Origin of the sequence: Bacillus mobilis (assembly GCF_001884045.1) — a bacterium.
In the GTDB taxonomy this organism is placed as follows: domain Bacteria; phylum Bacillota; class Bacilli; order Bacillales; family Bacillaceae_G; genus Bacillus_A; species Bacillus_A mobilis.
Window position 1 is genome coordinate 205,858 of sequence record NZ_MACF01000025.1, and the last position, 25,181, is coordinate 231,038.

Here is a 25,181-nt window from a genome sequence, read left to right on the forward strand (position 1 = left end):
TATATTGTCACCCCTTAATCTGTCTTGTATAATGAACAGGTTAAGGGGTGATTTCGTGTTACAACCGAAGACGCGTTGGAAAGAAAAAGAATATAATAATGAGCGAGTGAGTGAATTAGCAAGTAAATTACAATTATCACCACTTGTCGTTTCGTTATTCCTCGGTAGAGGACTAGATACAGAAGATAAGATTTTAGATTTTTTAAATACAGAAAATCAAGAATTTCATGATCCATTTTTATTAGAAGGAATGGATAGAACGGTAGAACGTGTAAATAAGGCGGTTCAAAATGGAGAGCAAATATTAATATTTGGTGACTACGATGCGGACGGAGTAAGTAGTACGACTGTGTTATATCTTGCCTTACAAGAATTAGGTGCAGACGTAGAATTTTATATCCCAAACCGTTTTACAGAAGGGTATGGACCAAACGAAGAAGCATTTCGTTGGGCACATAGCGCAGGGTTCTCGCTAATTATAACTGTTGATACTGGTATCGCAGCAGTGCATGAAGCGAAGGTAGCGAAGGAGCTTGGAGTAGATCTAATTATTACAGATCACCATGAGCCACCACCGGAATTGCCAGAAGCACTTGCCATTATTCATCCGAAATTAGATGGCGGTGTGTATCCGTTCCACTATTTAGCTGGTGTAGGTGTTGCGTTTAAAGTTGCGCATGCATTATTGGGCCGTGTACCAGAACATTTATTAGAAATTGCAGTGATTGGTACAGTAGCCGATTTAGTATCACTTCATGGTGAGAATAGATTGTTAGTGAAGCGCGGTTTAAAACATATGCGCATGACGAAAAATATCGGACTAAAGGCGCTATTTAAAGTCGCTAACGTTTCGCAAAGTGAAATTACAGAAGAGAGTATTGGCTTCGCGATCGCACCGCGTATTAATGCAGTTGGACGTTTAGAAGATGCTACGCCGGCTGTACATCTTTTATTATCAGATGATCCAGAAGAAGCGAAAGAGCTAGCTGAAGAAATTGATGAGCTGAACAAACTGCGAAAAGATATTGTAAAGCAAATTACAGAGGAAGCTATCGCTGAAGTGGAAAATAATTTCCCGCCAGAAGACAATAAAGTACTAGTACTGGCAAAAGAAGGCTGGAATCCAGGTGTAATTGGAATTGTCGCATCTAAATTAGTTGAACGTTTTTATCGTCCAACGATTGTATTATGTATTGATCCTGTAAAAGAAACAGCAAAAGGTTCAGCACGTAGTATTGCAGGATTTGATCTATTTGCAAACTTGTCAGACTGTAGAGAGTTATTGCCACACTTCGGAGGACACCCGATGGCAGCGGGAATGACGCTACATATGAATGATGTAGCTGAATTGCGCCGCCGCTTAAATGAACAAGCAGAAGTAATTTTAACAGAAGAAGATTTTATTCCAATTACAGCTGTTGATGTTTTTTGTAAAGTGGAAGATGTAACACTTGCAGCAATTGAAGATATGCAAAAGTTGGCGCCATTTGGTGTTGGAAATCCAAAACCACGTATTGCAGTGAAGGACGCAGAGCTAGAAAGTATTCGTGCAATCGGATCAGATGGTTCACATTTGAAAATGGCTCTTCGCGATGGACAAGCGACACTGGATACAATTGGATTTGGTTTTGGTGCGTATGCGAAAGAAATTTCTCCAGTTGCAAAGGTATCTGTAATAGGGGAAGCATCTATCAATGAATGGAATAATTTTAAGAAGCCGCAATTAATGGTACAAGATATTGCTGTAGAGGCGTGGCAATTATTTGATTGGCGTAGTATGCGTAACGTAGAAGCGAATGTAGCAGAACTTCCGAAAGAAAAAATAACGATGGTGTATTTTTCTGAAGAAGTATTGAATAAATTTTCTTTAGAAGACTATAAAGAGCATATGATGCATGCATCCGAAGTCACCCAATTAGATGATCAATACATCGTGTTACTTGATTTACCAAAAGGAACAGATGAATTACGAGATTTATTTAAAGTGGGGTTCCCGTCACGAATTTATACGCTATTTTATCAAGAGAATAATCATTTATTTAGTACTGTTCCAACGAGAGAACACTTTAAATGGTACTATTCGTTCTTGAGCCAAAAAGCACCATTTTCTTTAAGACAATACGGAGCACAACTCTGTCAACATAAAGGTTGGTCAAAAGATACAGTAAATTTCATGACACAGGTGTTTTTTGAGTTAGAATTTGTTACAATAAAAGATGGCGTCATTTTTATGGCAGACAAAAAACAAAAGCGTGATTTAATTGAATCGAACACATATCGTGAGAAAATGAACCACTTACAATTAGAAAAAGAATTGGTTTATAGCACATATCAGCAACTATATACATGGTTTGAAACGATTCGTAATCATAAAGAAGTAGAACAGCTAGGGTAAAGGATTTGTATTTACAAACCTTTTAGATCTGAGGAGGATTCAGAAATATGGATTTCAAGCAACATATCGCAATTGTACCGGATTATCCAAAAGAAGGTATTGTATTTAAAGACATTACACCGTTAATGAACGACGGTAAAGCATACAAAGCAGCAACAGATGCAATCGTTGAGTATGCAAAGAAAAGAGATATTGACGTTGTAGTAGGGCCAGAAGCACGTGGCTTTATTATTGGTTGCCCAGTTTCTTATGCGTTAGAAGTAGGTTTTGCACCAGTTCGTAAATTAGGAAAATTACCACGTGAAGTAATTACAGTTGACTACGGTAAAGAATATGGTAAAGATGTTTTAACAATCCATAAAGATGCAATTAAGCCAGGTCAACGCGTATTGATTACAGATGATCTATTAGCTACAGGTGGAACAATTGAAGCGACAATTAAGCTAGTTGAAGAACTTGGCGGAGTTGTAGCTGGAATTGCATTCTTAGTAGAGCTTACTTACTTAGATGGTCGTAAAATGTTAGATGGTTACGATGTATTAGTATTAGAAAAATACTAATCACTATATAGGTAAAACTACGGTGATAAGAAGTACCCGTGAATCTCTTGGAGAGGAGCGGGTACTTTTGTATAATTGCACAAAAAAATAAGGTGAAATGTCAGTAAAATCTTTTCCTTTTCACAATTCACAATCATTAGGTTATAATGATAGAATATAATTTATTCTACTTAATTAAGATAAAGTCAATTTTCAATAAAAGGTGATTCGATGGCAAATGAGCAGGTACTAACAGCTGAACAGGTACTCGAGAAAGCAAGTCAATATTTAGCAGATGAAGATATTGAGCTAGTGGCACGTGCCTATGAATATGCACGTGATGCGCATAGCGAACAATACAGAAAATCGGGTGAACCGTACATTATTCATCCAATTCAAGTTGCAGGTATTTTAGTTGATTTACACATGGATCCAGCTACAGTATCAGCGGGTTTCTTACATGATGTAGTGGAAGATACAGAAATTACATTAGAAGATATTGAACGGGAATTTAATAAAGAAATTGCTATGCTTGTCGATGGTGTAACAAAGCTCGGAAAGATTAAATATAAATCTCATGAGCAACAACAAGCAGAAAACCATCGCAAAATGTTTATTGCAATGGCTCAAGATATTCGAGTTATTTTAATTAAACTAGCTGATCGTCTTCATAATATGCGTACATTGAAACATTTGCCTCAAGAGAAGCAGCGTCGCATTGCGAATGAAACGTTAGAAATCTTTGCACCTTTAGCACATAGACTCGGAATTAGTACTATTAAATGGGAGTTAGAGGATACGTCACTTCGCTATTTAAATCCACAGCAATACTATCGTATTGTAAATTTAATGAAGCGTAAACGTGCAGAGCGTGAAGAATATTTAGACGAAGTAATGACTGGTATTCGTGAGAAATTAAAAGAGGTTTCAATTCAACCTGAGATTTCTGGAAGACCAAAGCATATTTACAGCATTTATCGTAAGATGGCACTGCAAAATAAACAGTTCAATGAAATTTACGATTTATTAGCTGTACGTGTCGTTGTCAATAGTATTAAAGATTGTTATGCAGTGCTTGGAATTATTCATACGTGCTGGAAGCCGATGCCAGGTCGTTTTAAAGATTATATTGCGATGCCGAAAGCAAATCTATATCAATCTCTTCATACGACTGTAATTGGGCCGAAAGGTGATCCGCTTGAAGTGCAAATTCGTACGAAAGAAATGCATGAGATTGCAGAATTCGGGATCGCGGCGCACTGGGCGTATAAAGAAGGAAAAACAGCAGAAACAACAGGTACATTAGAGAAGAAACTTACTTGGTTCCGTCAAATATTAGAATGGCAAAATGAAGCTTCTAATGCAGAAGAGTTTATGGAGTCATTAAAAATTGATTTATTCTCTGACATGGTATTCGTCTTTACACCGAAAGGCGATGTAATGGAATTGCCACTTGGATCTGTTCCGATTGACTTTTCGTATCGCGTGCATTCAGAGATTGGAAATAAAACAATTGGTGCAAAAGTAAATGGGAAAATGGTGACACTTGATTATAAATTAAAAACTGGTGACATCATTGAAATTTTAACATCGAAACATTCGTATGGACCAAGTCAAGATTGGGTGAAACTTGCCCAAACATCTCATGCGAAAAACAAAATACGTCAATTCTTTAAGAAGCAACGTAGAGATGAAAATATTGAAAAAGGCCGTGAACTTGTTGAAAAAGAAGTACGTGGCTTAGAGTATGAGATGAAAGAAGTGCTAGCTCCTGACAATTTAAAACGTGTTGCTGAGAAGTTCAATTTTGCAAATGAAGAAGATATGTTTGCGGCAGTTGGATATAGCGGGATTACAGCGTCGCAAATTGTTACGCGACTAACGGACAAATTCCGTAAGCAACGTGAAGAAGAAGAGATTGTTGAAGTTAAAGAAGTTCGTAAACCGATGAAAATTCGAAAATGGGATTCTGGCGTTAAAGTAAGTGGTGCGGATAATTTATTAATTCGTTTATCAAAATGCTGTAACCCGGTTCCAGGTGATGATATCGTTGGGTATATTACGAAAGGCCGAGGTGTATCGATTCACCGCCGTGATTGTGTAAATGTTCATACAGAAGAAGCTATAGAACGTTTATTAGAAGTAGAGTGGGAAGGTAGCCCTGAAAAAGAAATTGAGTATAACGTTGATATCGAAATTTCAGGTTACGATCGCCGTGGCTTATTAAATGAAGTATTACAAGCTGTTACAGAGACGAAAACGTACATTTCGGCAGTTTCTGGTAGAAGTGACCGTAATAAGATGGCGACAATTAATATGTCAATCTCTATTCGTAACTTACAGCATTTGAAAAAAGTAGTAGAACGCATTAAACGTGTTCCAGAAATTTATGCAGTACGACGCATGATGCATTAATAGGGAGTGTAGAAAAGATGAGAGTTGTTTTACAACGATCAAAAGAAGCGTCTGTCACAGTAGACGGTGAGATCGTAGGACAAATTCCGTTCGGTTTAACATTACTAGTTGGCATTACGCATGAAGATACAGAAAAAGATGCAACTTACATTGCAGAAAAAATTGCGAACTTACGTATTTTTGAAGATGAGAGCGGAAAGATGAACCATTCTGTACTTGATGTAGAAGGACAAGTTCTATCAATTTCGCAGTTCACATTATACGGAGATTGCCGCAAGGGAAGACGTCCAAACTTTATGGATGCTGCAAAACCTGACTATGCAGAGCATTTATACGATTTCTTTAATGAGGAAGTTCGTAAACAAGGATTGCATGTAGAAACAGGGACGTTCGGAGCAATGATGGATGTTTCTTTAATCAATGATGGTCCGGTGACCTTAATTGTGGATAGTAAATAGTGTTATTTAAGAAGAGAGGGTGGTATCATCCTCTCTTTTTTATACATTGTTGTATGTTTTGTTCATTTATCACGCTATTTGTGGAAAGTGAACTCCCACGGATGAAAGGTTCACTTACTTTGGAATTAATAGCGTTTTCGTTTATGTATAACTCTCTAATCAATATGGAACAATAAAGAGTAAAACATCCATATTGAATGTGAGGGATATACGTATGCGTATGAATGAAAAAGGGCATTCTGTTACAAATGGTGCAAATCAATTGTTTAACGTGAATTTTCATGATTTTATTTCAAAAGAGCAAAACAATACTTCAATGGAGCTCGCTTCTGAGTTTGGAATTTCTCTTCAAGATGTAAAGCGTCTAAAGAAGCAGATTGAACGCTCTTAGAGTACTTGACAATCCTACTCAACAAACGTATAGTAATTTTATATTTACATATGAATATAACCGTTGATAGAGAAGAGTAAATGAGACACACATGGCAAGAGAAGAAATGTCTTAGGCTGAAAACATTTCTACATGATGACTGATTGAATGACACTCTAGAGGTTTCAACTTGAACGGCGTATATGCTTAGTAGAGATGAACGCACATTTAAGCGTTATTAAAAAAGTGGAAGCATACGTGCTTCAATTAGGGTGGCACCACGGGTATAATACTCTCGTCCCTACTGTTCAAACAGTAGAGGCGGGAGTTTTTTTATTTTTATTAAGATTAAAACAATTTGAGGAGGAACTGAATATGTCTATTCAAATCCCACGCGGAACGCAAGATATTCTTCCAGGCACTGTTGAGTTATGGCAGTATATCGAAGGGCAAGCACGCGAAATTTGCCGTCGTTACAATTATAAAGAAATTCGTACACCAATTTTTGAACACACTGAGCTATTTTTACGTGGTGTTGGTGATACGACAGATATCGTACAAAAAGAAATGTACTCATTCCAAGATCGTGGAGAGCGTAGTTTAACATTACGTCCAGAAGGTACTGCACCTGTTGTACGTTCTTACGTTGAAAACAAAATGTTCGGTGACGCAACACAACCAACGAAATTATACTATATCGGCCAAATGTTCCGTTACGAAAGACCACAAGCAGGTCGCTATCGTCAATTCGTACAATTCGGTATTGAAGCAATCGGTAGTAACGATCCTGCAATTGATGCAGAAGTAATTGCACTTGCTGTAGAGTTTTACCGCGGCATGGGCTTAAAAAATATTAAAGTTGTATTAAACAGCTTAGGTGATGCGGCGAGCCGTCAAGCACACCGTGATGCGTTAATCGCACACTTCGAGCCACGTATCGGCGAGTTCTGTTCTGACTGTCAATCTCGTTTAGAAAAGAACCCTCTTCGTATTTTAGATTGTAAGAAGGACCGTAACCATGAATTAATGGGAACAGCACCATCTATTACAGAATACTTAAACGAAGATTCAGCAGTGTACTACGACAAAGTTCAAGAACTATTAACGATGATGGATGTTCCATTTGAAAAAGATCCGAACTTAGTACGTGGTTTAGACTACTACCAACATACTGTTTTTGAAATTATGAGTGAAGCAGAAGGATTCGGTGCTATCACTACATTAAGCGGTGGTGGACGTTATAACGGACTTGTACAAGAAATCGGTGGACCAGAAATGCCAGGTATCGGTTTTGCAATGAGTATTGAACGTTTAATTATGGCACTAAAAGCTGAAAACATCGAATTACCAATTGAACATAGTATCGATTGTTACGTTGTAGCTCTTGGTGAAAAAGCAAAAGACCATGCTGCGAAAGTTGCGTTTGATCTTCGTAAAGCTGGATTATCAGTTGAAAAAGATTATTTAGATCGCAAAATGAAAGCACAATTTAAATCAGCAGATCGTCTAAAAGCGAAATTTGTAGCTGTATTAGGGGAAGATGAGCTAGATAAAGGCATCATTAACTTAAAAGATATGGCAACAGGCGAACAAGAAGAAGTAGCATTAGATGTATTTGCTTCATATGTAGCAGAGAAATTAATATAGGGGGAACTTACAGTGGCTGAAAGAACACATGCATGTGGAAAAGTAACAGTAGAAGCAGTTGGACAAACAGTTCAATTAAAAGGTTGGGTACAAAAACGCCGTGATTTAGGTGGATTAATCTTTATCGACTTACGTGACCGTACAGGTATCGTACAAGTCGTATTTAACCCAGAAACATCAAAAGAAGCGCTAGAAGTAGCAGAAACAATTCGTAGCGAGTACGTATTACACGTAGAAGGTACAGTTGTTGAGCGTGGTGAAGGCGCAATTAATGACAATATGGCAACTGGTCGTATTGAAGTACAAGCAACGAAAGTAAACGTATTAAATGCAGCGAAAACAACGCCAATCATTATTGCTGATGATACAGATGCATCAGAAGATGTGCGTTTAAAATATCGTTATTTAGACTTACGTCGTCCTGTAATGTTTAACACATTCAAAATGCGTCACGACGTAACGAAAACAATTCGTAACTTCTTAGACACAGAAGATTTCTTAGAAGTGGAAACACCAATTTTAACGAAGAGCACACCAGAAGGAGCTCGTGACTATTTAGTACCAAGTCGTGTACATGATGGTGAATTCTATGCATTACCACAGTCTCCGCAATTATTTAAACAGCTTCTTATGGTCGGCGGATTTGAGCGTTACTATCAAGTAGCACGTTGTTTCCGTGACGAAGATTTACGTGCAGACCGTCAACCAGAATTCACGCAAATCGATATCGAAGCTTCATTCTTAACACAAGATGAAATTTTAGATATGATGGAGCGCATGATGACGAAAGTTATGAAGGATGCAAAAGGTGTAGAAGTGAGTGCACCATTCCCTCGTATGAAATACGCTGATGCAATGGCTCGTTACGGTTCTGATAAGCCAGATACACGCTTTGAGATGGAACTAACAGACCTATCTGAATTTGCAGCAGGTTGTGGCTTTAAAGTATTTACAAGTGCTGTAGAAAGCGGCGGACAAGTAAAAGCAATTAATGCAAAAGGTGCTGCGAGCAAATACTCTCGTAAAGATATTGATGCATTAACTGAATTCGTAAAAGTATACGGTGCAAAAGGTCTAGCTTGGCTTAAAGTTGAAGAAGACGGCTTAAAAGGACCGATTGCGAAATTCTTCGGTGAAGAAGAAGCAAACGCGTTAATGGCTACATTAGAAGCTACTGCTGGCGATTTATTACTATTTGTAGCAGATAAGAAAAGCGTTGTTGCAGATAGCTTAGGTGCACTTCGTTTACGTCTAGGTAAAGAGCTTGAGTTAATTGACGAAAGTAAATTTAACTTCCTATGGGTAACTGATTGGCCACTTCTTGAGTACGATGAAGATGCAGATCGTTACTTCGCAGCTCACCACCCATTCACAATGCCATTCCGTGAAGATGTTGAGCTATTAGAAACAGCACCAGAAAAAGCACGTGCACAAGCATATGACCTTGTATTAAACGGTTATGAGCTTGGTGGTGGATCACTTCGTATTTACGAGCGTGACGTACAAGAAAAAATGTTCAAAGCACTTGGATTCTCACAAGAAGAAGCACAAGAGCAATTCGGATTCTTATTAGAAGCATTTGAATACGGTACGCCACCACACGGCGGTATCGCATTAGGTTTAGACCGTCTTGTTATGTTACTTGCAGGCCGTACGAACCTTCGTGATACAATTGCATTCCCGAAAACAGCAAGCGCAAGCTGCTTATTAACAGAAGCTCCAAGCCCAGTTGCAGAAGCACAGCTTGAAGAGTTGAACTTAAAATTAAGCTTAAAAGAAGAGAAGTAAGAATAAAGTCTAGATGGTTATACTATAGCCATCTAGACTTTTTTTGAGAGGTTGTTTAAAAAGTCCGGTTTAGATGGCAGTCGCATCTCGTCGTTGCTTCGCCAGTCCGGTGCTCGAGTAGTACTTCTACCTCGATCTGCTCAGTTCTCTGGATTCTCTTTTTAAAACGTGTATTTAGGAAGGAATAAAATCCGGTTTATACTATGTTTTTATGCTTGAAATATGTATTTTTAGGAATTCTATAACTTTTTCTATACAAATAGTCGGAAAAACGCTAGAATACATGGTAGACCATTTTTGTAATAGGAGTGTAGAGCTGAATGTTACATCAATTTTCACGTAATGAATTAGCCTTCGGTAAAGAAGGACTTGAAATATTAAAAAATAGTACAGTCGGTATTTTAGGAATTGGCGGCGTAGGTTCTTTTTCGGCTGAAGCGTTAGCGCGTTCTGGCGTAGGACGTCTTGTATTAGTTGATAAAGACGTTGTAGATATTACAAACGTAAACCGTCAAATTCACGCTTTAGTATCTACTGTAGGACGTTCAAAAGTAGAGTTAATGAAAGAGCGTATCGCAGACATTAACCCAGAGTGCGAAGTAATTGGACTAGAAATGTTTTATACTGATGAAACATATGAAGAGTTCTTTAAACACGGTTTAGACTTCGTAGTGGATGCATCGGACACGATCACGTTCAAAATTCATTTAATTAAACAATGTTTACGTCGTAAAATTAAAATTATCTCATGTATGGGTGCAGCAAATAAAATGGACCCAACTCGTTTCCGTATTGCAGACATCTCTAAAACACATACAGATCCAATTGCGAAAGTAATTCGTACGAAACTTCGTAAAGAGGGTATTAAAAAAGGTGTAAAAGTTGTCTTCTCTGACGAAAACCCAATCGTAATTCGTGAAGAAGTACGTAAAGAAATCGTACCAGACGAAAATGCAAAAATTCGTAAAGCGAAATTACCACCTTCATCAAATGCATTCGTACCATCTGTGGCAGGCTTAATTATGGCAAGTCACGTTGTACGTGAACGCATTAAAAACGTAGAAGTGAAACGTGTAGGGCAAGAATAAAGTAAAAGCATATATCCATTTCGGATATATGCTTTTTTTTGTATGTATTAAAGAAATAGGGATATTTGCATTATTACTAGTTCAAATGTAAGTAAGGCTAGTAAGTAATGATCATATTTATCTGATGTATAGGCGGACGTCTTTTTTAAACTGTTAATGGTGAAAAGAGCCAAAGTTAGGACGAGAACACCGAGTGTTATTTTGAAAACTATTAAAGAAATAGTAACCAGCTCCCTTTAAAAGTATATGTTTATAATAACATTTAAGTGGAAAATATCCAATTATTTCCTGGTGTTTCCTTGTGTGAACTTAAGGGTTTTTATTGTCAACTTTTGTCGGTAAGTCGATATTCTTTGTCGAATCGTCGATATATTAAAAAAATCGTTGATATAATTTCATTTACCGACACACATACATATATACTCTCCACCAAAAAAACAAAAAGGGATGTCACTCAGTCAAAAAAGTGACATCCCTTTTCTAATTCTCAGCAGAATATATAATATCTAAATTTCCATTTTGATCTGTCTTGAAAATGGGAGCAATCTGTTCTTCTTGTTCTTCAACTGAAACGAGTTTTCGAGCACGGTCCATAATTCTAACAAGCATTGCATAATCTTCTTCGATTGCTTGTTGTTTTTTTGAGAGTACCGCTAATTTTGCTTCCAGTTCATGATTCGTCTTTTTCAAAGTCGTGAGCTGAGCTTGTAATACGTCATTTTCAGTTTGTAACTTTGCGAGTGAAGGGTTATTGTGCTCTAAGTTTTGCAAAAATGAAATGACACTTTGCATTGTAAGTTCTTGTTTATTTGGCGTAATATCTTCTGAAAACTCGGCATCGATTACGAGTTGTTTCGTTTGCGTGAAATGCTCTTTTTCTATTTTAGCTTCAGAGCGTTTTAATTCTTTACGTTGTTTTTTTGCAAGTTGCACCGCATCTTCGTAATTCGGTCGTACTTCAGCATTCCATCTAAAGCCGCAAGCTGCTGAAGTGCGGTTCAATGTATCGCCGACTTCATCGAATGCTTTTATTTGTGTACTGCCGCTACGAATATGTCGTAAAACAGTTTCTGCTAAAAGGAGATCGTCTTCTTTTGTCCATGCATCTTGACGTGTTTTCATAAGCGAAGCCTCCATAATGGTGACGTTTTCGCTTATGTTACCCTTTATTTTTCGTTTTATTCGAACTTTGTAATCTTTCATATACAGTAGAAAGTGCTTGCTCAAATTTCCCTGTCGTTTTCGGTTTATAATATTGTTTGTTTTTAATTTTATCAGGTAAGTATTGTTGTTGTACCCAGCCATTTGGATTGTCGTGTGGATATAAGTATCCAATGCCTCTGCCAAGTGATTCTGCGCCTTTGTAATGACTATCTTTTAAATGACTTGGGATGTCGCCTGTTTGACCGTTACGTAAATCGTGTAGTGCAGCATCAAGTGCTTTATAAGCTGAGTTTGATTTTGGTGATAGGCAAAGCTCGATAACAGCATTTGCAAGTGGTATGCGTGCCTCTGGGAACCCAACTCGTTCAGCCGATTCTATGGCTGCTAGTGTACGCGGTCCGGCTTGTGGGCTAGCAAGTCCGATATCTTCATATGCCATAATAAGAAGCCGTCTACCAATGCTCTGTAAATCACCAGCTTCAATAAGGCGTGCTAAATAATGAAGTGCTGCATTTACATCACTTCCGCGCACCGATTTTTGAAATGCCGATAATACGTCATAATGAGCATCTCCACCTTTGTCGTGAACGAAGCTCTTTTTTTGTAAGCATTCTTCTGCGACTTCTAGCGTAATTTCCGCAGCTTTGTCATCTGTTGTAAAGCTAGATAAAACAGCTAGTTCAAGTGCATTATAAGCGGAACGCATATCTCCGCCTGATGCATTTGCAAAGTGATGTAATGCTTCAGGCATAACAGTTACATCATATTCTCCAAGACCTTTTTCTTTATCTTCAAGTGCTCGTTTTAAGCCAATTAAAAGATCATCTTCTGTTAATGCGTGTAATTCGAAGATTTGACAACGACTTCGAATAGCAGAATTAATAGCATGGAACGGATTACTCGTCGTTGCACCAATTAAGGTAAGGAGTCCACTTTCTAAATGAGGTAATAGAAAATCCTGTTTTGCTTTATCTAGACGGTGTACTTCATCTAAAATTAAAACGAGGTGTCGATGCATCTTTGCCTCTTGTACGACAACTTCCATATCTTTTTTATTATGAGTAACAGCGTTTAATAGGCGAAAAGGGGTTCCGGTACTTCCTGCAATTGCGCTCGCAATGGATGTTTTTCCAGTGCCTGGAGGGCCGTATAAAATCATAGATTGAAAATGATTTGCTTGGACCATTCGCCATAAAATTTTTCCTTCACCAACTAAATGTTGTTGTCCGATAATTTCTTGAATATTTGTAGGGCGCATTCGATGTGCGAGTGGTTGTTTCATTTTTACCGTCTCCCTTAATGTATAATCTCTTTCTATCGTATCATTTTTTTTAGTGGAATTTGAAATAGGGTGCCGTTTTGTGAGAAAAATGAATATGAATATTTTCATTTTTCTTTCAATTGTAATAATTTCCGAGTTTTTCAATGTGATTTTATGTTATCATTTTGATACACAAGTTGAAATTTCTTATAATACTATATTATGCTATAATTTCATAGGATTTTAAATTGTGTTCTTTTATAAATAAGATATAACCAATAGAAGTGAAAATTTGAAAAGAGGTGCAAAATAGATGAAGATTTCAACGAAAGGCCGCTACGGCTTAACAATTATGATCGATCTTGCAAAAAAGTTTGGTGAAGGTCCGATTTCCTTAAAATCAATTGCGCAGGCACATGACTTATCGGAACATTACTTAGAGCAATTAATTTCACCACTTCGTAACGCTCGTCTAGTAAAGAGTACGCGCGGGGCATATGGCGGATATGTATTGTCAGATCAGCCAGCTAACATTACAGCTGGGGATGTAATCCGTGTACTAGAGGGTCCAATTAGTGTTGTAGAAATGATAGAAGAAGAAGAACCAGCACAACGCCAATTATGGATGCGTGTTCGTGATGCGGTGCAAGAAGTGTTAGATAGTACAACGTTAGAAGATTTAGTACGTTATGAGGAAGAAAATCACGGGGGCTATATGTTTTACATTTAATTCCTTGTGAAACGATTTGGAAAGAAGGAGATTTAATGGAACGCATTTACTTAGATCATGCTGCGACATCTCCGACTCACCCAGAAGTGGTCGAAAAGATGATTCCATATATGACAGAGATATTCGGGAACCCGTCTAGTATTCACTTTTATGGACGTCAAACGCGCCATGCAGTAGATGAGGCGAGACGTGTGTGTGCACGTAGCATTCATGCGAATCCGAATGAAATTATATTTACGAGTGGTGGTACAGAAGCTGATAATTTAGCACTTATCGGTGTAGCACGTGCGAATCGTCATAAAGGTAACCATATTATAACGACGCAAATTGAACATCACGCAATTTTGCATACGTGTGAATTGTTAGAGCGTGAAGGGTTTGAAGTCACATATTTACCTGTTGATGAAACAGGACGCGTTCAAGTTTCTGACATACAAAAGGCATTAACAGAAGAGACAATTCTCGTATCCGTTATGTTTGGGAATAATGAAGTTGGGACGATGCAACCAATCGTGGAAATAGGGAAGTTGCTAAAAGAGCATCAAGCTTATTTCCATACAGATGCGGTACAAGCTTACGGATTAGTAGAAATAGATGTGAAAGAGTTCGGCATTGATTTATTATCGATTTCAGCTCATAAAATTAACGGGCCAAAAGGTGTAGGGTTCCTATTCGCTGGTGCAAATGTGAAATTTGAACCGTTATTAATAGGCGGGGAGCAAGAAAGAAAACGCCGTGCTGGTACTGAAAATGTACCGAGTATCGTTGGTTTGCAGCAAGCAATTTTGCTAGCTGAAAAAACTCGTGAGCAAAAAAATGCCCAATATGAAGAGTTTAAAGATATAATGGTATCTGTCTTCAAAAATGAAGACATTACTTTCGAGGTAAACGGAAACTTAGAATATCGCTTACCGCATGTGCTTAATATTAGTTTTACAGGAATGAACATTGAACCGTTCCTTGTGAACTTAGACTTAGCTGGCATTGCAGTGTCAAGTGGTTCTGCTTGTACAGCTGGTTCGATTGATCCATCACATGTATTAGTAGCGATGTTCGGCAAAGACTCCGATCAAATACGTTCATCCGTACGCTTTAGTTTCGGACTTGGAAATACGAAAGAGCAAATTGAGAAAGCGGCGTACGAAACAGTGAAAATCGTGAAGCGATTAACACAAAATTAGCATGGGAGGTGACATGATGAACAAACTACCTCAAGAAACACGCGTTGTCATCGGGATGTCCGGTGGCGTAGATTCATCTGTAGCAGCTCTTTTATTAAAAGAGCAAGGTTATGATGTAATCGGAATTTTTATGAAAAACTGGGATGATACAGATGAGAATGGTGTCTGCACAGCAACAGAAGATTACAATGATGTAATTGAAGTGTGTAACCAAATTGGCATTCCGTATTATGCAGTAAACTTTGAAAAACAATACTGGGATAAAGTATTTACGTACTTCTTAGATGAGTACCGAGCTGGTCGTACACCAAACCCAGATGTAATGTGTAATAAAGAAATTAAATTTAAAGCATTTTTAGAGCATGCAATTGCGCTTGGTGCTGATTATGTAGCGACAGGTCATTATGCACGCGTTGCTTATATGGACGGCGAATATAAAATGCTTCGCGGTGTTGATGACAATAAAGACCAAACGTACTTCTTAAATCAATTAAGCCAAGAGCAATTATCAAAAACAATGTTCCCGCTCGGTGAACTGAAGAAACCGCAAATTCGTGAAATGGCGAAAGAAGCTGGTTTAGCGACAGCGGCGAAAAAAGATAGTACTGGTATTTGCTTCATTGGTGAGCGTAACTTTAAAGATTTCTTAAGTAATTATTTACCAGCACAACCAGGTGTGATGCAAACATTATCTGGTGAAGTGAAAGGAAAGCATGACGGTTTAATGTACTATACAATTGGACAACGTCATGGCCTTGGTATTGGTGGTAACGGTGATCCGTGGTTTGCTGTTGGGAAAAACTTGAAAGAAAACATTTTATATGTTGACCAAGGATTCCATAACGAACTGCTATATGGTGATGAAGTTATTGCTACGAATATCGGTTGGGTAAGTAATGAAGCGAAAGAAAAAGAATTTAAATGTACAGCGAAATTCCGTTATCGTCAAGAAGACAATAAAGTAACGGTTCAAATCGTTGATGAAAATACAGTTCGCATTCTTTGTGACGAGCCAATTCGTGCAATTACACCAGGACAAGCAGTTGTTTTCTATGATGGAGATGAGTGCTTAGGCGGTGCTACAATTGATGAAGTGTACCGTAGCGGTAAGAAATTGGATTATTTAGGATAAAACGAGAAGCCTCTGCCGATTCGCGGTTAGAGGTTTCTTTTACATAAAGCGAATTTTCGTTCGCTTGGAAAATACATTCTTTGTTATAATTTGTTGTAGAGGTGAAGGACATGTCAAACAAACTTGAAACAGGTATTCAATATATGCAAGAAGGAAACTGGGAAGAAGCTGCTAAAAATTTCACAGAAGCAATCGAAGAAAATCCGAAAGATGCGCTTGGATACATTAATTTTGCGAACTTATTAGATGTACTAGGTGATAGTGAAAGAGCAATTTTGTTTTATAAACGTGCATTAGAGTTAGATGATAAATCTGCTGCTGCTTATTATGGATTAGGAAACGTATATTACGGTCAAGAGCAATTTGCAGAGGCTAAAGCTGTATTTGAACAGGCGATGCAAGCTGGATTACAATCAGCTGATGTAACATTTATGCTAGGTATTACACATGTGCAACTTGGAAATGATCGTCTTGCGCTGCCATTTTTACAAAGAGCAACAGAATTAGATGAAAACGATGTAGAAGCTGTGTTCCAGTGCGGACTTTGCTTTGCACGTTTAGAACATATTCAAGAGGCGAAACCTTATTTTGAAAAGGTATTAGAAATGGATGAAGAGCATGCAGATGCGTATTATAATTTAGGTGTTGCGTACGTATTTGAAGAAAATAACGAAAAGGCTCTTGCTTTATTTAAGAAAGCAACTGAAATTCAACCAGATCACTTTTTAGCGGGTAATGGTGTTCGTTTATTAGAGCAAGAAGCTGAATAAGATGAAAATATAGTTTAATGGGTAGTTATCCCTCATCTAAAAAGGTGGGGGATGTACTGCTCATTAAAGTGAAATGAAACCGGAAAGGAGAGGAAGAATGGGAAATCAACATGCAATGGATTTGTTTGAGGAAGAGAAAAAGTTTATAAAAGCGCAAGTTCTTCATACCATTTTCCACAACGAAGAAAACCTCTATTCCGTTGTCAGTATGAAAGTCATTGAAACGAATGAAACGTACGACGAAAAAAAAGTGATGATAAACGGTCATTTTCCCCGCATGCATGAAGATGAAGTGTTTACATTGACAGGGCATTTTAAAGACCATCCGAAGTATGGGAAACAATATTTGGTTGAAACGTTTAAGAAAGAATTACCGCAAACAAAAGCTGGTATGGTGCAATATTTAGCGAGTGATTTATTTAAAGGGATCGGAAAGCGTACAGCTGAAAAAATTGTGGACCATCTCGGGGAACATGCCATTTCTAAAATTATGGATGATCCTGATGCGCTAAATGGTGTTGTCAACAAACAAAAAGCTCAGGAAATATATGAGACGATTGTTGAACATCAAGGGCTAGAGAAAGTAATGAGCTTTTTAAATGGCTACGGTTTTGGAACGAAGCTTTCTATTAAGATTTACCAACAATATAAAGAGATGACATTAGAAGTGATCCGTAAGAATCCATATCAGCTTATTGAAGAAGTGGATGGTATTGGATTTGGAAGAGCGGATGATATAGGACGTGCGTTAGGGATATCCGGTAATCATGATGATCGTGTACGTGCGGGATGTTTTTATACGTTAGAAAATGTATCATTACAACTTGGTCACGTTTATATGGGGAAAGATCAACTCGTAAGAGAAACGATGTCACTTTTAAATAATCAAGAAGGAAGAGTGACAGAGGAAGATATTGTAGGTTGCGTTGAAATGATGCAAAGTGAAGGGAAAGTTATCATAGAAGAAGAACGAGTGTATTTAGCTTCGTTATTCTACTCTGAAAAAGGTGTTGTAAAGTCTATCCGCAGGCTCATGAATCAAGAGGAAACACCTTCATTTCCTGAAGCAGAAGTGTTAAAGACGTTAGGTCAAATTGAAGAACAACTGAATGTGCAGTATGCACCATTTCAGCAAGAAGCAATTCAAACGGCACTTCATAAACCGATGATGTTATTGACAGGTGGACCGGGAACAGGGAAGACAACAGTTATTAAAGGAATTGTTGAAATGTATGCATCACTTCACGGGCTATCGTTAAATCCGAATGAATACAGTGATGATAATCCATTTCCGATATTATTAACGGCTCCAACAGGAAGAGCAGCGAAGCGAATGAGTGAATCAACAGGGCTTCCAGCTTGTACAATTCACCGTTTACTTGGTTGGACGCCAGAAGGGTCTTTCCAGCGTAATGAAACGGATCCGGTACAAGGGAAATTACTCATTATTGATGAATTTTCAATGGTTGATATTTGGCTTGCAAATCAGCTGTTTAAGTCATTGCCCACTAATATTCAAGTTATCGTTGTAGGCGATGAAGATCAATTACCATCCGTAGGCCCTGGACAGGTGTTGAAAGACTTATTGAATGCAGGTGCAGTTCCGACAGTAAAGCTTACTGAAATTTATCGTCAAGCGGAAGGCTCATCTGTTATTCAACTTGCCCATGCGATAAAAAATGGAACGCTCCCGCCAGATTTAGCGCAAAATCAAAAAGATCGTTCATTTATCGGGTGTACAGGAGCTCAAATTGTTGAGGTTGTTAAGAAGGTTTGTGACAATGCTAAGACAAAAGGGTTTAGCGCAAGAGATGTACAAGTATTGGCGCCGATGTACCGTGGGCCTGCTGGTATTAATGTACTAAACGAAGCGTTGCAAGAAGTGTTTAATCCGAAAAGGGAAAAGAGTAAAGAAATTGCTTACGGTGATGTTGTATACCGAAGAGGCGATAAAGTATTGCAGCTCGTTAATCAGCCGGAGAGCCAAGTGTTTAATGGTGATATTGGAGAAATTGTTTCGGTGTTTTATGCGAAAGAAAACGTTGAGCAACAAGATATGATTATCGTTTCATTTGATGGAATTGAAGTAACGTATACAAAGCCAGACTTAAATCAAATTACACATGCCTATTGCTGTTCGATTCATAAGTCGCAAGGTAGTGAGTTCCCAATCGTAATCATGCCGATAGTAAAAAGTTACAATCGTATGTTACGTCGTAATTTAATTTATACTGGTATTACAAGAAGTAAGAAGTTCCTTATTATTTGCGGGGAGGAAGCCGCATTCCAGTCTGGTGTAAATCGCCTTGATGATGCAATGCGTCAAACGACTTTAGCGAGTCGCTTGCAAGAATCACAAGGAGAAGTACAGATGGTAACAGTTAATGGTGAAGAAATGGACGTGGAAAACATTTCACCGTATGATTTCATGTAACAAGGTGAAATTATATAGTGAAACTTTCAAACGTATAACGTTGAAAGGCTCCAGCAATGTATAAATGAATGCGGTTTGGACATAATGGCGAATAGAATCTGGGAGACTGTAAGGAGATGAAAGCCATATGTTCATTTGTCCAAATTGCAAAGGGAAAGACATTGGAAAAATAGGTGTCAACCAATTTTATTGCTGGAATTGTTATATCGAATTATCGGTTTCAAAGGGGAAAATCCATACGCATCAAGTAGAAGAAGATGGTTCATTAAGCTCACTTGATGATTTATTTGATGAGAACGAAAGAACGATCGGATAACGAAAAGGGGGATTTACTTTGAATCTACGCAATTCATTAATCGCATTAGGTGTTGGAGCGGCAGCATACCAATATGCTCGCAAGCAAGATGTATTTTCGAAACGCAATATGAAAAAAGCACGTAAGATGATTAAATCTTATCTATAAGCGCAAAAAACTCCCTTCATCATAAGGGAGTTTTTTTATGCACTTGTATGCAAATATAAAAGTCCAATTTCAGAGAAGAGATAGGATAGGCCGTAACATCCAACGCCAAGCATTCCGTAATGAAATAATTGCTTCGCTCTTTCTTTTCGTGAGGAACGAATAAAGAAACCTTTCCAAATACCAAACCCGATACAAACCCATTCAAGAATCATAAAAAGTGCTGATAATACGAGCATAAATAAAACCATTATGAACCCTCCTGATTATATTGTTTCATGATGCATTCTCAGGGGTGGTTGTCCTTTTTATGTTATGTATATGTACGTCTTTACAAAACAGTATGGTCTGGATAAAAAGATTTTAAAACTTTTGCACATAACCTACCCTATTTATTTTCAAAATAAAGGTGGAGGAGGTTTTTCGTGTGAAGAATCTTAAAATTATTTGGATATATCGTTTAGGGTTATTGTTACTCGTATTTCTTTGCTTGCTCGTCTTTTTAAAAATTAAGCCGCTATGGGCACCGATTATTTTTGTATTTAAAGTGGCCATTACACCGTTTCTTATTGCGTGTTTTATTGCGTATTTATTGCATCCTTTAATTGAAAAAATTCATAAGGAAGGGATGCCACGCACACTCGCTATTTTGCTCATTTACATCCTTTTCTTTGGTGGAATTGGTTATGGAATTTATAAAGGAACGCCAGTTGTGATTAAGCAATTACAAGAAATCAATGAACAATTCCCGCATTTTACAAAAATGTATGATTCTTGGATGGATGGCGTTACGGAACAAACAGCGAATTTTCCGTCATTTATTCATGAAAAGGTGAAACAAATTTTTGGTGGGGTAGAAACGAAGATACAGTCACTTTTGAATAAAGTGATGAGCACAGCTCGTGGTGTACTCGATTCGTTACTCATTATTTTCTTAATACCGTTCATTGTATTTTACATATTAAAAGATTACGGTGAGTTTTATCATATCTTTTGGAAACTAGTCCCGAGTAAGTGGCGGAGTACTGGACAAATGCTAGCGAAAGAAATTGATAAGTCACTCGGAAGTTATATTCGAGGACAGTTATTTGTTTGCTTAGTATTAGGGGGCGTATCTGTTCTTTCCTTTTGGTTTATCGGTATGAAATATCCATTATTACTCGGCATTATTATTGGGGTAACGGATATAATCCCGTACTTCGGTCCGATTTTAGGAGCAATCCCGACATTAATGATTGCGGCAACGGTATCAACGAGTTTACTTATTAAGGCGGGAATTACAATTGCTATTTTGCAATTTTTGGAAAGTAACATTTTGTCCCCTTACATCGTTGGTAAGTCGCTTCGTATGCATCCTGTTATTATTATGCTGGCATTACTAGTTGGAGGAGAAGTGGCAGGAATTGTAGGATTACTCATATCAGTTCCAATTTTAGCAGTCATTCGTACAGTGATCGTTCATGTAAGACCTCTTTGGAAAAAAGAAAATGTGTAATAAGAAAGCCCTCTACCTATAAAGGTAGAGGGCTTTCATTATTTTGAGAGTTGCTCGTGTATTTGTTGAACGAGAGAGCTTACATCATTTGTTTGAATATGTTTTATTTTTTTCCATTCATGATCATACATAAAGATAATTTGATTGCTGAAAAGGCGCTTTTGTTCTTTTAGGTCAGAAATTTTTTCGAAAGAGTACTCCTCAAATAATGGATTCTTACTTACATCTGGTCCATAAAAGAAGAGCCGTTTGTTCGTTAAAATTAACAGCCCTGGCCTTGTGACGGAGCGATAAATAAATATATCTAATGAACATGCTACGTAAAATAATATTGTTTCGTCAGTCATTAATATAGTTTTGGCTTTGCTTAATAAGGTTGTCATTGTAATCGCTCCTTTATTGTTGATAATTTAATTATAACAAAAATATAATATTCAGAAAAATTTGTAGAGGTAGTACAATTTGTTAATACATGCATAATATATGAAAAGGCTGTTAAGAATGACTAGTAGAATAGCTATGATTAATAAGCAATTGATATAATATAAATGATTATCTACATTGACAAACTTAAGAGAATTCTATTATATTTAGTCATATAATACATTAAATCAATGACGGAACAAGTACGTTACAGTCCATTTATAGAGAGAAGCTTCCATATGGCTGAAAGAAGCTTTAAATGAAGGGTAACAGAAAGCTAATCCTGAGAGCAGCTAATCACTGCCGTTTTGCCACGTTACGGCACCATGAGGTGATGAGTTGATTGTTATAGTAATCAATTCATAATTAGGGTGGTATCGCGAGTTAACTCTCGTCCCTTTTATAGGGGCGGGAGTTTTTTATATTTAAGGAGGAAAATACAATGAAACAACTAACAGGCGCACAAATTCGTCAAATGTTTTTAGACTTTTTCCAAGAAAAAGGACATGCAGTAGAACCTAGTGCATCACTAGTTCCACATGAGGATCCATCTCTTTTATGGATTAACAGTGGTGTAGCAACGTTAAAAAAATATTTTGATGGACGTGTAATCCCGCAAAATCCACGTATTACAAATGCTCAAAAATCAATTCGTACAAACGATATTGAAAACGTAGGGAAAACAGCTCGTCACCATACATTCTTTGAAATGTTAGGGAACTTCTCAATCGGTGATTACTTTAAAGAAGAAGCAATTACTTGGGCTTGGGAGTTCTTAACGAGCGACAAATGGATCGGATTCGATAAAGAATTACTTTCAGTTACAATCCATCCAGAAGATGAAGAAGCATTCACAATTTGGAATGAGAAAATGGGTGTTCCAAAAGAGCGCATCATCCGTTTAGAAGAAAACTTCTGGGATATCGGTGAAGGACCAAGTGGACCGAATACAGAGATTTTCTATGACCGCGGAGAAGCTTACGGTAATGACTTTAGTGACCCAGAATTATATCCAGGCGGAGAAAATGAGCGTTACTTAGAAGTATGGAACCTTGTATTCTCTCAATTTAACCATAATCCAGATGGTTCATATACACCACTCCCTAAGAAGAACATCGATACAGGGATGGGTCTAGAGCGTATGACATCTATCGTTCAAGATGTACCTACAAACTTTGACACAGACTTATTCATGCCGATGATTGGTGCAACAGAATCAATCTCTGGTGAGAAGTATCGTAATGGTGACTTAGAAAAAGATATGGCGTTTAAAGTAATTGCTGACCATATCCGTACAGTAACATTTGCTGTTGGTGACGGTGCTCTTCCATCTAACGAAGGCCGTGGTTATGTATTACGTCGTTTATTACGCCGCGCTGTTCGTTATTCGAAGAAATTAAATATCAACCGTCCATTCATGTTTGAATTAGTGCCGGTTGTTGGAGAAGTAATGAAAGACTTCTACCCAGAAGTACTTGAGAAGAAAGATTTCATCGCAAAAGTTGTGAAAAACGAAGAAGAGCGTTTCCACGAAACACTTCATGATGGTGAAGCAATTTTAGCTGAAGTTATCGCAAAAGCAAAAGAAGAAAAAACAACTGTTATTTCTGGAGTAGATGCGTTCCGTCTATATGACACATACGGTTTCCCTATTGAATTAACAGAAGAATATGCAGAAGAAGCTGGTATGACAGTTGATCAAGAAGGCTTTGAAAATGAAATGGAAAAACAACGTGAGCGCGCACGTGCTGCTCGTCAAGACGTTGACTCTATGCAAGTTCAAGGCGGTGTCCTTGGAGAAGTGAAAGTAGCGAGTGAGTTCGTTGGTTACGGTACAGTTGCAACAGAAAGTAACGTTGTTGCACTTGTGAAAAACGGCGAATACACAGACAGCTTACAAGCTGGCGAAGAAGGACAATTAATGCTTGATGTAACACCATTCTATGCTGAGAGCGGTGGACAAATTGCAGACCGTGGTTACCTTCTTGCTGACGGCGTGAAAGTTCTTGTAAAAGACGTACAAAAAGCACCAAACGGCCAAAACTTGCACAAAGTTGTTGTTGAAGAAGGTACATTAACGAAAGATGCTGCTGTGAAAGCAATCATTGATACAAAGAACCGTAGTAGCGTTGTGAAAAACCATACAGCAACTCACTTACTACACCAAGCGTTAAAAGACGTACTTGGAACGCACGTAAACCAAGCGGGTTCTCTTGTAACTTCTGAACGTTTACGCTTTGACTTCTCTCACTTCGGTCAAGTACAAGCTGACGAATTAGAAAAAATTGAGCGTATCGTAAACGAGAAAATTTGGGAAAGTATTGATGTTGAGATTTCTCAAAAAGCAATTGAAGAAGCGAAAGAAATGGGCGCAATGGCATTATTCGGTGAAAAATACGGTGATGTTGTACGCGTTGTACAAGTTGGCGATTACAGCTTAGAGCTTTGCGGTGGCTGTCACGTTGATAACACAGCTTCTATCGGTATTTTCAAAATCGTTGCTGAGTCTGGTATCGGTGCAGGAACTCGTCGTATTGAGGCGGTAACTGGTAAGTCTGCATACGAATTAATGAACGATCAAGTAGGTTTATTAAAAGAAGCAGCAGGAAAAATGAAAACAAATCCGAAAGATATTTTAACAAGAGTGGATGGTTTATTTGCTGAAGTAAAACAACTTCAAAAAGAAAACGAATCTCTTGCAGCAAAATTAAGCAATATTGAAGCTGGAAACTTAACTGATTCAGTAATGACAGTTGATGGTGTGAACGTATTAGCAGCAAAAGTAAATGTTGCAGATATGAACAACTTACGTACGATGATGGATGACCTAAAAAATAAATTAGAATCTGCAGTTGTCGTATTAGCGTCTGTAAATGATGATAAAGTAAACATCTTAGCTGGCGTAACGAAAGATTTAATTAGCCAAGGATACCATGCTGGTAAACTTGTGAAAGAAGTAGCTTCTCGCTGTGGCGGTGGCGGTGGTGGCCGTCCTGATATGGCACAAGCGGGCGGTAAAAACCCAGCGCAAGTTGAGGAAGCTTTAGCATTTGTACAAGAGTACGTTAAATCTGTTTCAAAATAAAGAGATAGTAGTGTACAATGGTAGGGAGAGGAGAAGTTCTTCTCCCTATACTTACTATATAAGTGAGGTGCTTGAAATGGACGGTTTTGATAAAACAATGAAGTTTAGCATTCAAGATGAAAAACAGAGTGTCCATGTTAATGATGTACTTTTAACTGTGTATGATGCACTTCAAGAAAAAGGTTATAATCCGATTAACCAAATCGTCGGTTATTTATTAAGTGGAGACCCAGCATACATACCTCGCCATAAAGATGCACGCAGCATCATTCGCAAGCTTGAACGTGATGAGTTAATTGAAGAGCTTGTGAAGTCTTACTTGAAACATCATCGTGAGGAGTAGTTT

General features: G+C 37.8%; 22 protein-coding genes and 2 other annotated features. Of the genes, 18 read left to right on the forward strand and 4 right to left on the reverse strand.

Annotation, left to right across the window (positions count from 1 at the left end; translation table 11 throughout):
• Nucleotides 1-55 precede the first annotated feature (55 nt).
• The 8 genes from recJ (at nucleotide 56) to BAQ44_RS03000 (ending at nucleotide 10,700) form a co-directional block, all read left to right on the forward strand.
• Nucleotides 56-2,395, forward strand: a complete 2,340-nt coding sequence (gene recJ / locus BAQ44_RS02965) for a single-stranded-DNA-specific exonuclease RecJ (RefSeq protein WP_071720642.1) — start codon at nucleotides 56-58, stop codon at nucleotides 2,393-2,395.
• A gap of 47 nt (nucleotides 2,396-2,442) precedes the next feature.
• Nucleotides 2,443-2,955 carry an adenine phosphoribosyltransferase gene (locus BAQ44_RS02970; RefSeq protein WP_000346221.1) on the forward strand — a complete coding sequence of 171 codons (513 nt, stop codon included), beginning with the start codon at nucleotides 2,443-2,445 and terminating at the stop codon, nucleotides 2,953-2,955.
• A 210-nt stretch (nucleotides 2,956-3,165) separates the two neighbouring features.
• The gene (gene relA, locus BAQ44_RS02975) at nucleotides 3,166-5,349 is read left to right on the forward strand and encodes a GTP diphosphokinase (protein ID WP_001262800.1); all 2,184 of its coding nucleotides are present in this window, start codon (nucleotides 3,166-3,168) and stop codon (nucleotides 5,347-5,349) included.
• Nucleotides 5,350-5,366: 17 nt separating this feature from the next.
• Nucleotides 5,367-5,807: a D-tyrosyl-tRNA(Tyr) deacylase gene (locus BAQ44_RS02980; RefSeq protein ID WP_063260741.1), complete on the forward strand. Its 441-nt coding sequence runs from the start codon at nucleotides 5,367-5,369 to the stop codon at nucleotides 5,805-5,807.
• A 214-nt stretch (nucleotides 5,808-6,021) separates the two neighbouring features.
• Nucleotides 6,022-6,198, forward strand: a complete 177-nt coding sequence (locus BAQ44_RS30965) for a hypothetical protein (protein WP_001242605.1) — start codon at nucleotides 6,022-6,024, stop codon at nucleotides 6,196-6,198.
• Nucleotides 6,199-6,252: 54 nt separating this feature from the next.
• Nucleotides 6,253-6,483, forward strand: a binding site (T-box leader).
• Between the two features lie 69 nt (nucleotides 6,484-6,552).
• Nucleotides 6,553-7,824: a histidine--tRNA ligase gene (gene hisS / locus BAQ44_RS02990; RefSeq protein ID WP_033656406.1), complete on the forward strand. Its 1,272-nt coding sequence runs from the start codon at nucleotides 6,553-6,555 to the stop codon at nucleotides 7,822-7,824.
• A 12-nt stretch (nucleotides 7,825-7,836) separates the two neighbouring features.
• A complete protein-coding gene (aspS, locus tag BAQ44_RS02995) occupies nucleotides 7,837-9,612 on the forward strand; it encodes an aspartate--tRNA ligase (protein ID WP_000840887.1) in 1,776 nt (591 codons plus the stop codon).
• A gap of 320 nt (nucleotides 9,613-9,932) precedes the next feature.
• Nucleotides 9,933-10,700: a tRNA threonylcarbamoyladenosine dehydratase gene (locus tag BAQ44_RS03000; RefSeq protein ID WP_000903182.1), complete on the forward strand. Its 768-nt coding sequence runs from the start codon at nucleotides 9,933-9,935 to the stop codon at nucleotides 10,698-10,700.
• A gap of 480 nt (nucleotides 10,701-11,180) precedes the next feature.
• Here the strand turns inward: BAQ44_RS03000 and BAQ44_RS03010 are convergent, their stop codons facing one another.
• Both BAQ44_RS03010 and BAQ44_RS03015 read right to left on the reverse strand, forming a co-directional pair.
• Nucleotides 11,181-11,822, reverse strand: coding sequence for an RsfA family transcriptional regulator (locus BAQ44_RS03010; protein WP_071720646.1), 642 nt, complete (start codon nucleotides 11,820-11,822; stop codon nucleotides 11,181-11,183).
• Nucleotides 11,823-11,859: 37 nt separating this feature from the next.
• Nucleotides 11,860-13,146, reverse strand: coding sequence for a replication-associated recombination protein A (locus BAQ44_RS03015; protein ID WP_071720648.1), 1,287 nt, complete (start codon nucleotides 13,144-13,146; stop codon nucleotides 11,860-11,862).
• A gap of 292 nt (nucleotides 13,147-13,438) precedes the next feature.
• Between BAQ44_RS03015 and cymR the strand changes: the two genes are divergently transcribed.
• From cymR to BAQ44_RS03050, 7 genes are all read left to right on the forward strand, one after another.
• Nucleotides 13,439-13,855, forward strand: a complete 417-nt coding sequence (gene cymR, locus BAQ44_RS03020) for a cysteine metabolism transcriptional regulator CymR (RefSeq protein WP_000704116.1) — start codon at nucleotides 13,439-13,441, stop codon at nucleotides 13,853-13,855.
• 35 nt (nucleotides 13,856-13,890) lie between these two features.
• Entirely contained in the window at nucleotides 13,891-15,036 is a 1,146-nt protein-coding gene (locus tag BAQ44_RS03025) for a cysteine desulfurase family protein (protein ID WP_063260755.1), read from the forward strand.
• Between the two features lie 16 nt (nucleotides 15,037-15,052).
• The gene (gene mnmA, locus BAQ44_RS03030; RefSeq protein ID WP_048531354.1) at nucleotides 15,053-16,168 is read left to right on the forward strand and encodes a tRNA 2-thiouridine(34) synthase MnmA; all 1,116 of its coding nucleotides are present in this window, start codon (nucleotides 15,053-15,055) and stop codon (nucleotides 16,166-16,168) included.
• Between the two features lie 110 nt (nucleotides 16,169-16,278).
• Nucleotides 16,279-16,938, forward strand: a complete 660-nt coding sequence (locus BAQ44_RS03035; RefSeq protein ID WP_000066395.1) for a tetratricopeptide repeat protein — start codon at nucleotides 16,279-16,281, stop codon at nucleotides 16,936-16,938.
• 97 nt (nucleotides 16,939-17,035) lie between these two features.
• Entirely contained in the window at nucleotides 17,036-19,372 is a 2,337-nt protein-coding gene (recD2, locus tag BAQ44_RS03040) for an SF1B family DNA helicase RecD2 (protein WP_061677206.1), read from the forward strand.
• Between the two features lie 127 nt (nucleotides 19,373-19,499).
• Complete coding sequence (locus BAQ44_RS03045; RefSeq protein WP_000469281.1) at nucleotides 19,500-19,688, forward strand: YrzR-like zinc ribbon domain; 189 nt, start codon at nucleotides 19,500-19,502, stop codon at nucleotides 19,686-19,688.
• 18 nt (nucleotides 19,689-19,706) lie between these two features.
• Nucleotides 19,707-19,835, forward strand: a complete 129-nt coding sequence (locus tag BAQ44_RS03050; RefSeq protein ID WP_001053553.1) for a YrzQ family protein — start codon at nucleotides 19,707-19,709, stop codon at nucleotides 19,833-19,835.
• Nucleotides 19,836-19,870: 35 nt separating this feature from the next.
• Here the strand turns inward: BAQ44_RS03050 and BAQ44_RS03055 are convergent, their stop codons facing one another.
• Nucleotides 19,871-20,083 carry a hypothetical protein gene (locus BAQ44_RS03055; protein WP_000242555.1) on the reverse strand — a complete coding sequence of 71 codons (213 nt, stop codon included), beginning with the start codon at nucleotides 20,081-20,083 and terminating at the stop codon, nucleotides 19,871-19,873.
• Nucleotides 20,084-20,259: 176 nt separating this feature from the next.
• On the opposite strand from BAQ44_RS03055, the gene BAQ44_RS03060 reads away from it, so the two are divergent.
• Nucleotides 20,260-21,327: an AI-2E family transporter gene (locus BAQ44_RS03060; protein ID WP_071720650.1), complete on the forward strand. Its 1,068-nt coding sequence runs from the start codon at nucleotides 20,260-20,262 to the stop codon at nucleotides 21,325-21,327.
• A gap of 38 nt (nucleotides 21,328-21,365) precedes the next feature.
• On the opposite strand, the gene BAQ44_RS03065 is transcribed toward BAQ44_RS03060, so the two are convergent.
• Nucleotides 21,366-21,710 (reverse strand): PH domain-containing protein, encoded by a 345-nt coding sequence (locus BAQ44_RS03065; protein WP_061677208.1) that lies wholly within the window; start codon nucleotides 21,708-21,710, stop codon nucleotides 21,366-21,368.
• A 222-nt stretch (nucleotides 21,711-21,932) separates the two neighbouring features.
• Nucleotides 21,933-22,152: a binding site (T-box leader), on the forward strand.
• A gap of 40 nt (nucleotides 22,153-22,192) precedes the next feature.
• Between BAQ44_RS03065 and alaS the strand changes: the two genes are divergently transcribed.
• Nucleotides 22,193-24,835, forward strand: coding sequence for an alanine--tRNA ligase (gene alaS, locus BAQ44_RS03070; protein ID WP_061677209.1), 2,643 nt, complete (start codon nucleotides 22,193-22,195; stop codon nucleotides 24,833-24,835).
• Between the two features lie 76 nt (nucleotides 24,836-24,911).
• The gene (locus BAQ44_RS03075) at nucleotides 24,912-25,178 is read left to right on the forward strand and encodes an IreB family regulatory phosphoprotein (RefSeq protein ID WP_000348590.1); all 267 of its coding nucleotides are present in this window, start codon (nucleotides 24,912-24,914) and stop codon (nucleotides 25,176-25,178) included.
• Nucleotides 25,179-25,181 lie beyond the last annotated feature (3 nt).

Coding starts and splice junctions, on each gene's coding strand:
- BAQ44_RS02970 (WP_000346221.1), top strand. CDS start 2,443: ATGGATTTCAAGCAACATATCGCAATTGTACCGGATTATCCAAAAGAA.
- relA (WP_001262800.1), top strand. CDS start 3,166: ATGGCAAATGAGCAGGTACTAACAGCTGAACAGGTACTCGAGAAAGCA.
- BAQ44_RS02980 (WP_063260741.1), top strand. CDS start 5,367: ATGAGAGTTGTTTTACAACGATCAAAAGAAGCGTCTGTCACAGTAGAC.
- BAQ44_RS30965 (WP_001242605.1), top strand. CDS start 6,022: ATGCGTATGAATGAAAAAGGGCATTCTGTTACAAATGGTGCAAATCAA.
- hisS (WP_033656406.1), top strand. CDS start 6,553: ATGTCTATTCAAATCCCACGCGGAACGCAAGATATTCTTCCAGGCACT.
- BAQ44_RS03000 (WP_000903182.1), top strand. CDS start 9,933: ATGTTACATCAATTTTCACGTAATGAATTAGCCTTCGGTAAAGAAGGA.
- BAQ44_RS03010 (WP_071720646.1), bottom strand. CDS start 11,822: ATGAAAACACGTCAAGATGCATGGACAAAAGAAGACGATCTCCTTTTA.
- BAQ44_RS03015 (WP_071720648.1), bottom strand. CDS start 13,146: ATGAAACAACCACTCGCACATCGAATGCGCCCTACAAATATTCAAGAA.
- cymR (WP_000704116.1), top strand. CDS start 13,439: ATGAAGATTTCAACGAAAGGCCGCTACGGCTTAACAATTATGATCGAT.
- BAQ44_RS03025 (WP_063260755.1), top strand. CDS start 13,891: ATGGAACGCATTTACTTAGATCATGCTGCGACATCTCCGACTCACCCA.
- mnmA (WP_048531354.1), top strand. CDS start 15,053: ATGAACAAACTACCTCAAGAAACACGCGTTGTCATCGGGATGTCCGGT.
- BAQ44_RS03035 (WP_000066395.1), top strand. CDS start 16,279: ATGTCAAACAAACTTGAAACAGGTATTCAATATATGCAAGAAGGAAAC.
- recD2 (WP_061677206.1), top strand. CDS start 17,036: ATGGGAAATCAACATGCAATGGATTTGTTTGAGGAAGAGAAAAAGTTT.
- BAQ44_RS03045 (WP_000469281.1), top strand. CDS start 19,500: ATGTTCATTTGTCCAAATTGCAAAGGGAAAGACATTGGAAAAATAGGT.
- BAQ44_RS03055 (WP_000242555.1), bottom strand. CDS start 20,083: ATGGTTTTATTTATGCTCGTATTATCAGCACTTTTTATGATTCTTGAA.
- BAQ44_RS03065 (WP_061677208.1), bottom strand. CDS start 21,710: ATGACAACCTTATTAAGCAAAGCCAAAACTATATTAATGACTGACGAA.
- alaS (WP_061677209.1), top strand. CDS start 22,193: ATGAAACAACTAACAGGCGCACAAATTCGTCAAATGTTTTTAGACTTT.
- BAQ44_RS03075 (WP_000348590.1), top strand. CDS start 24,912: ATGGACGGTTTTGATAAAACAATGAAGTTTAGCATTCAAGATGAAAAA.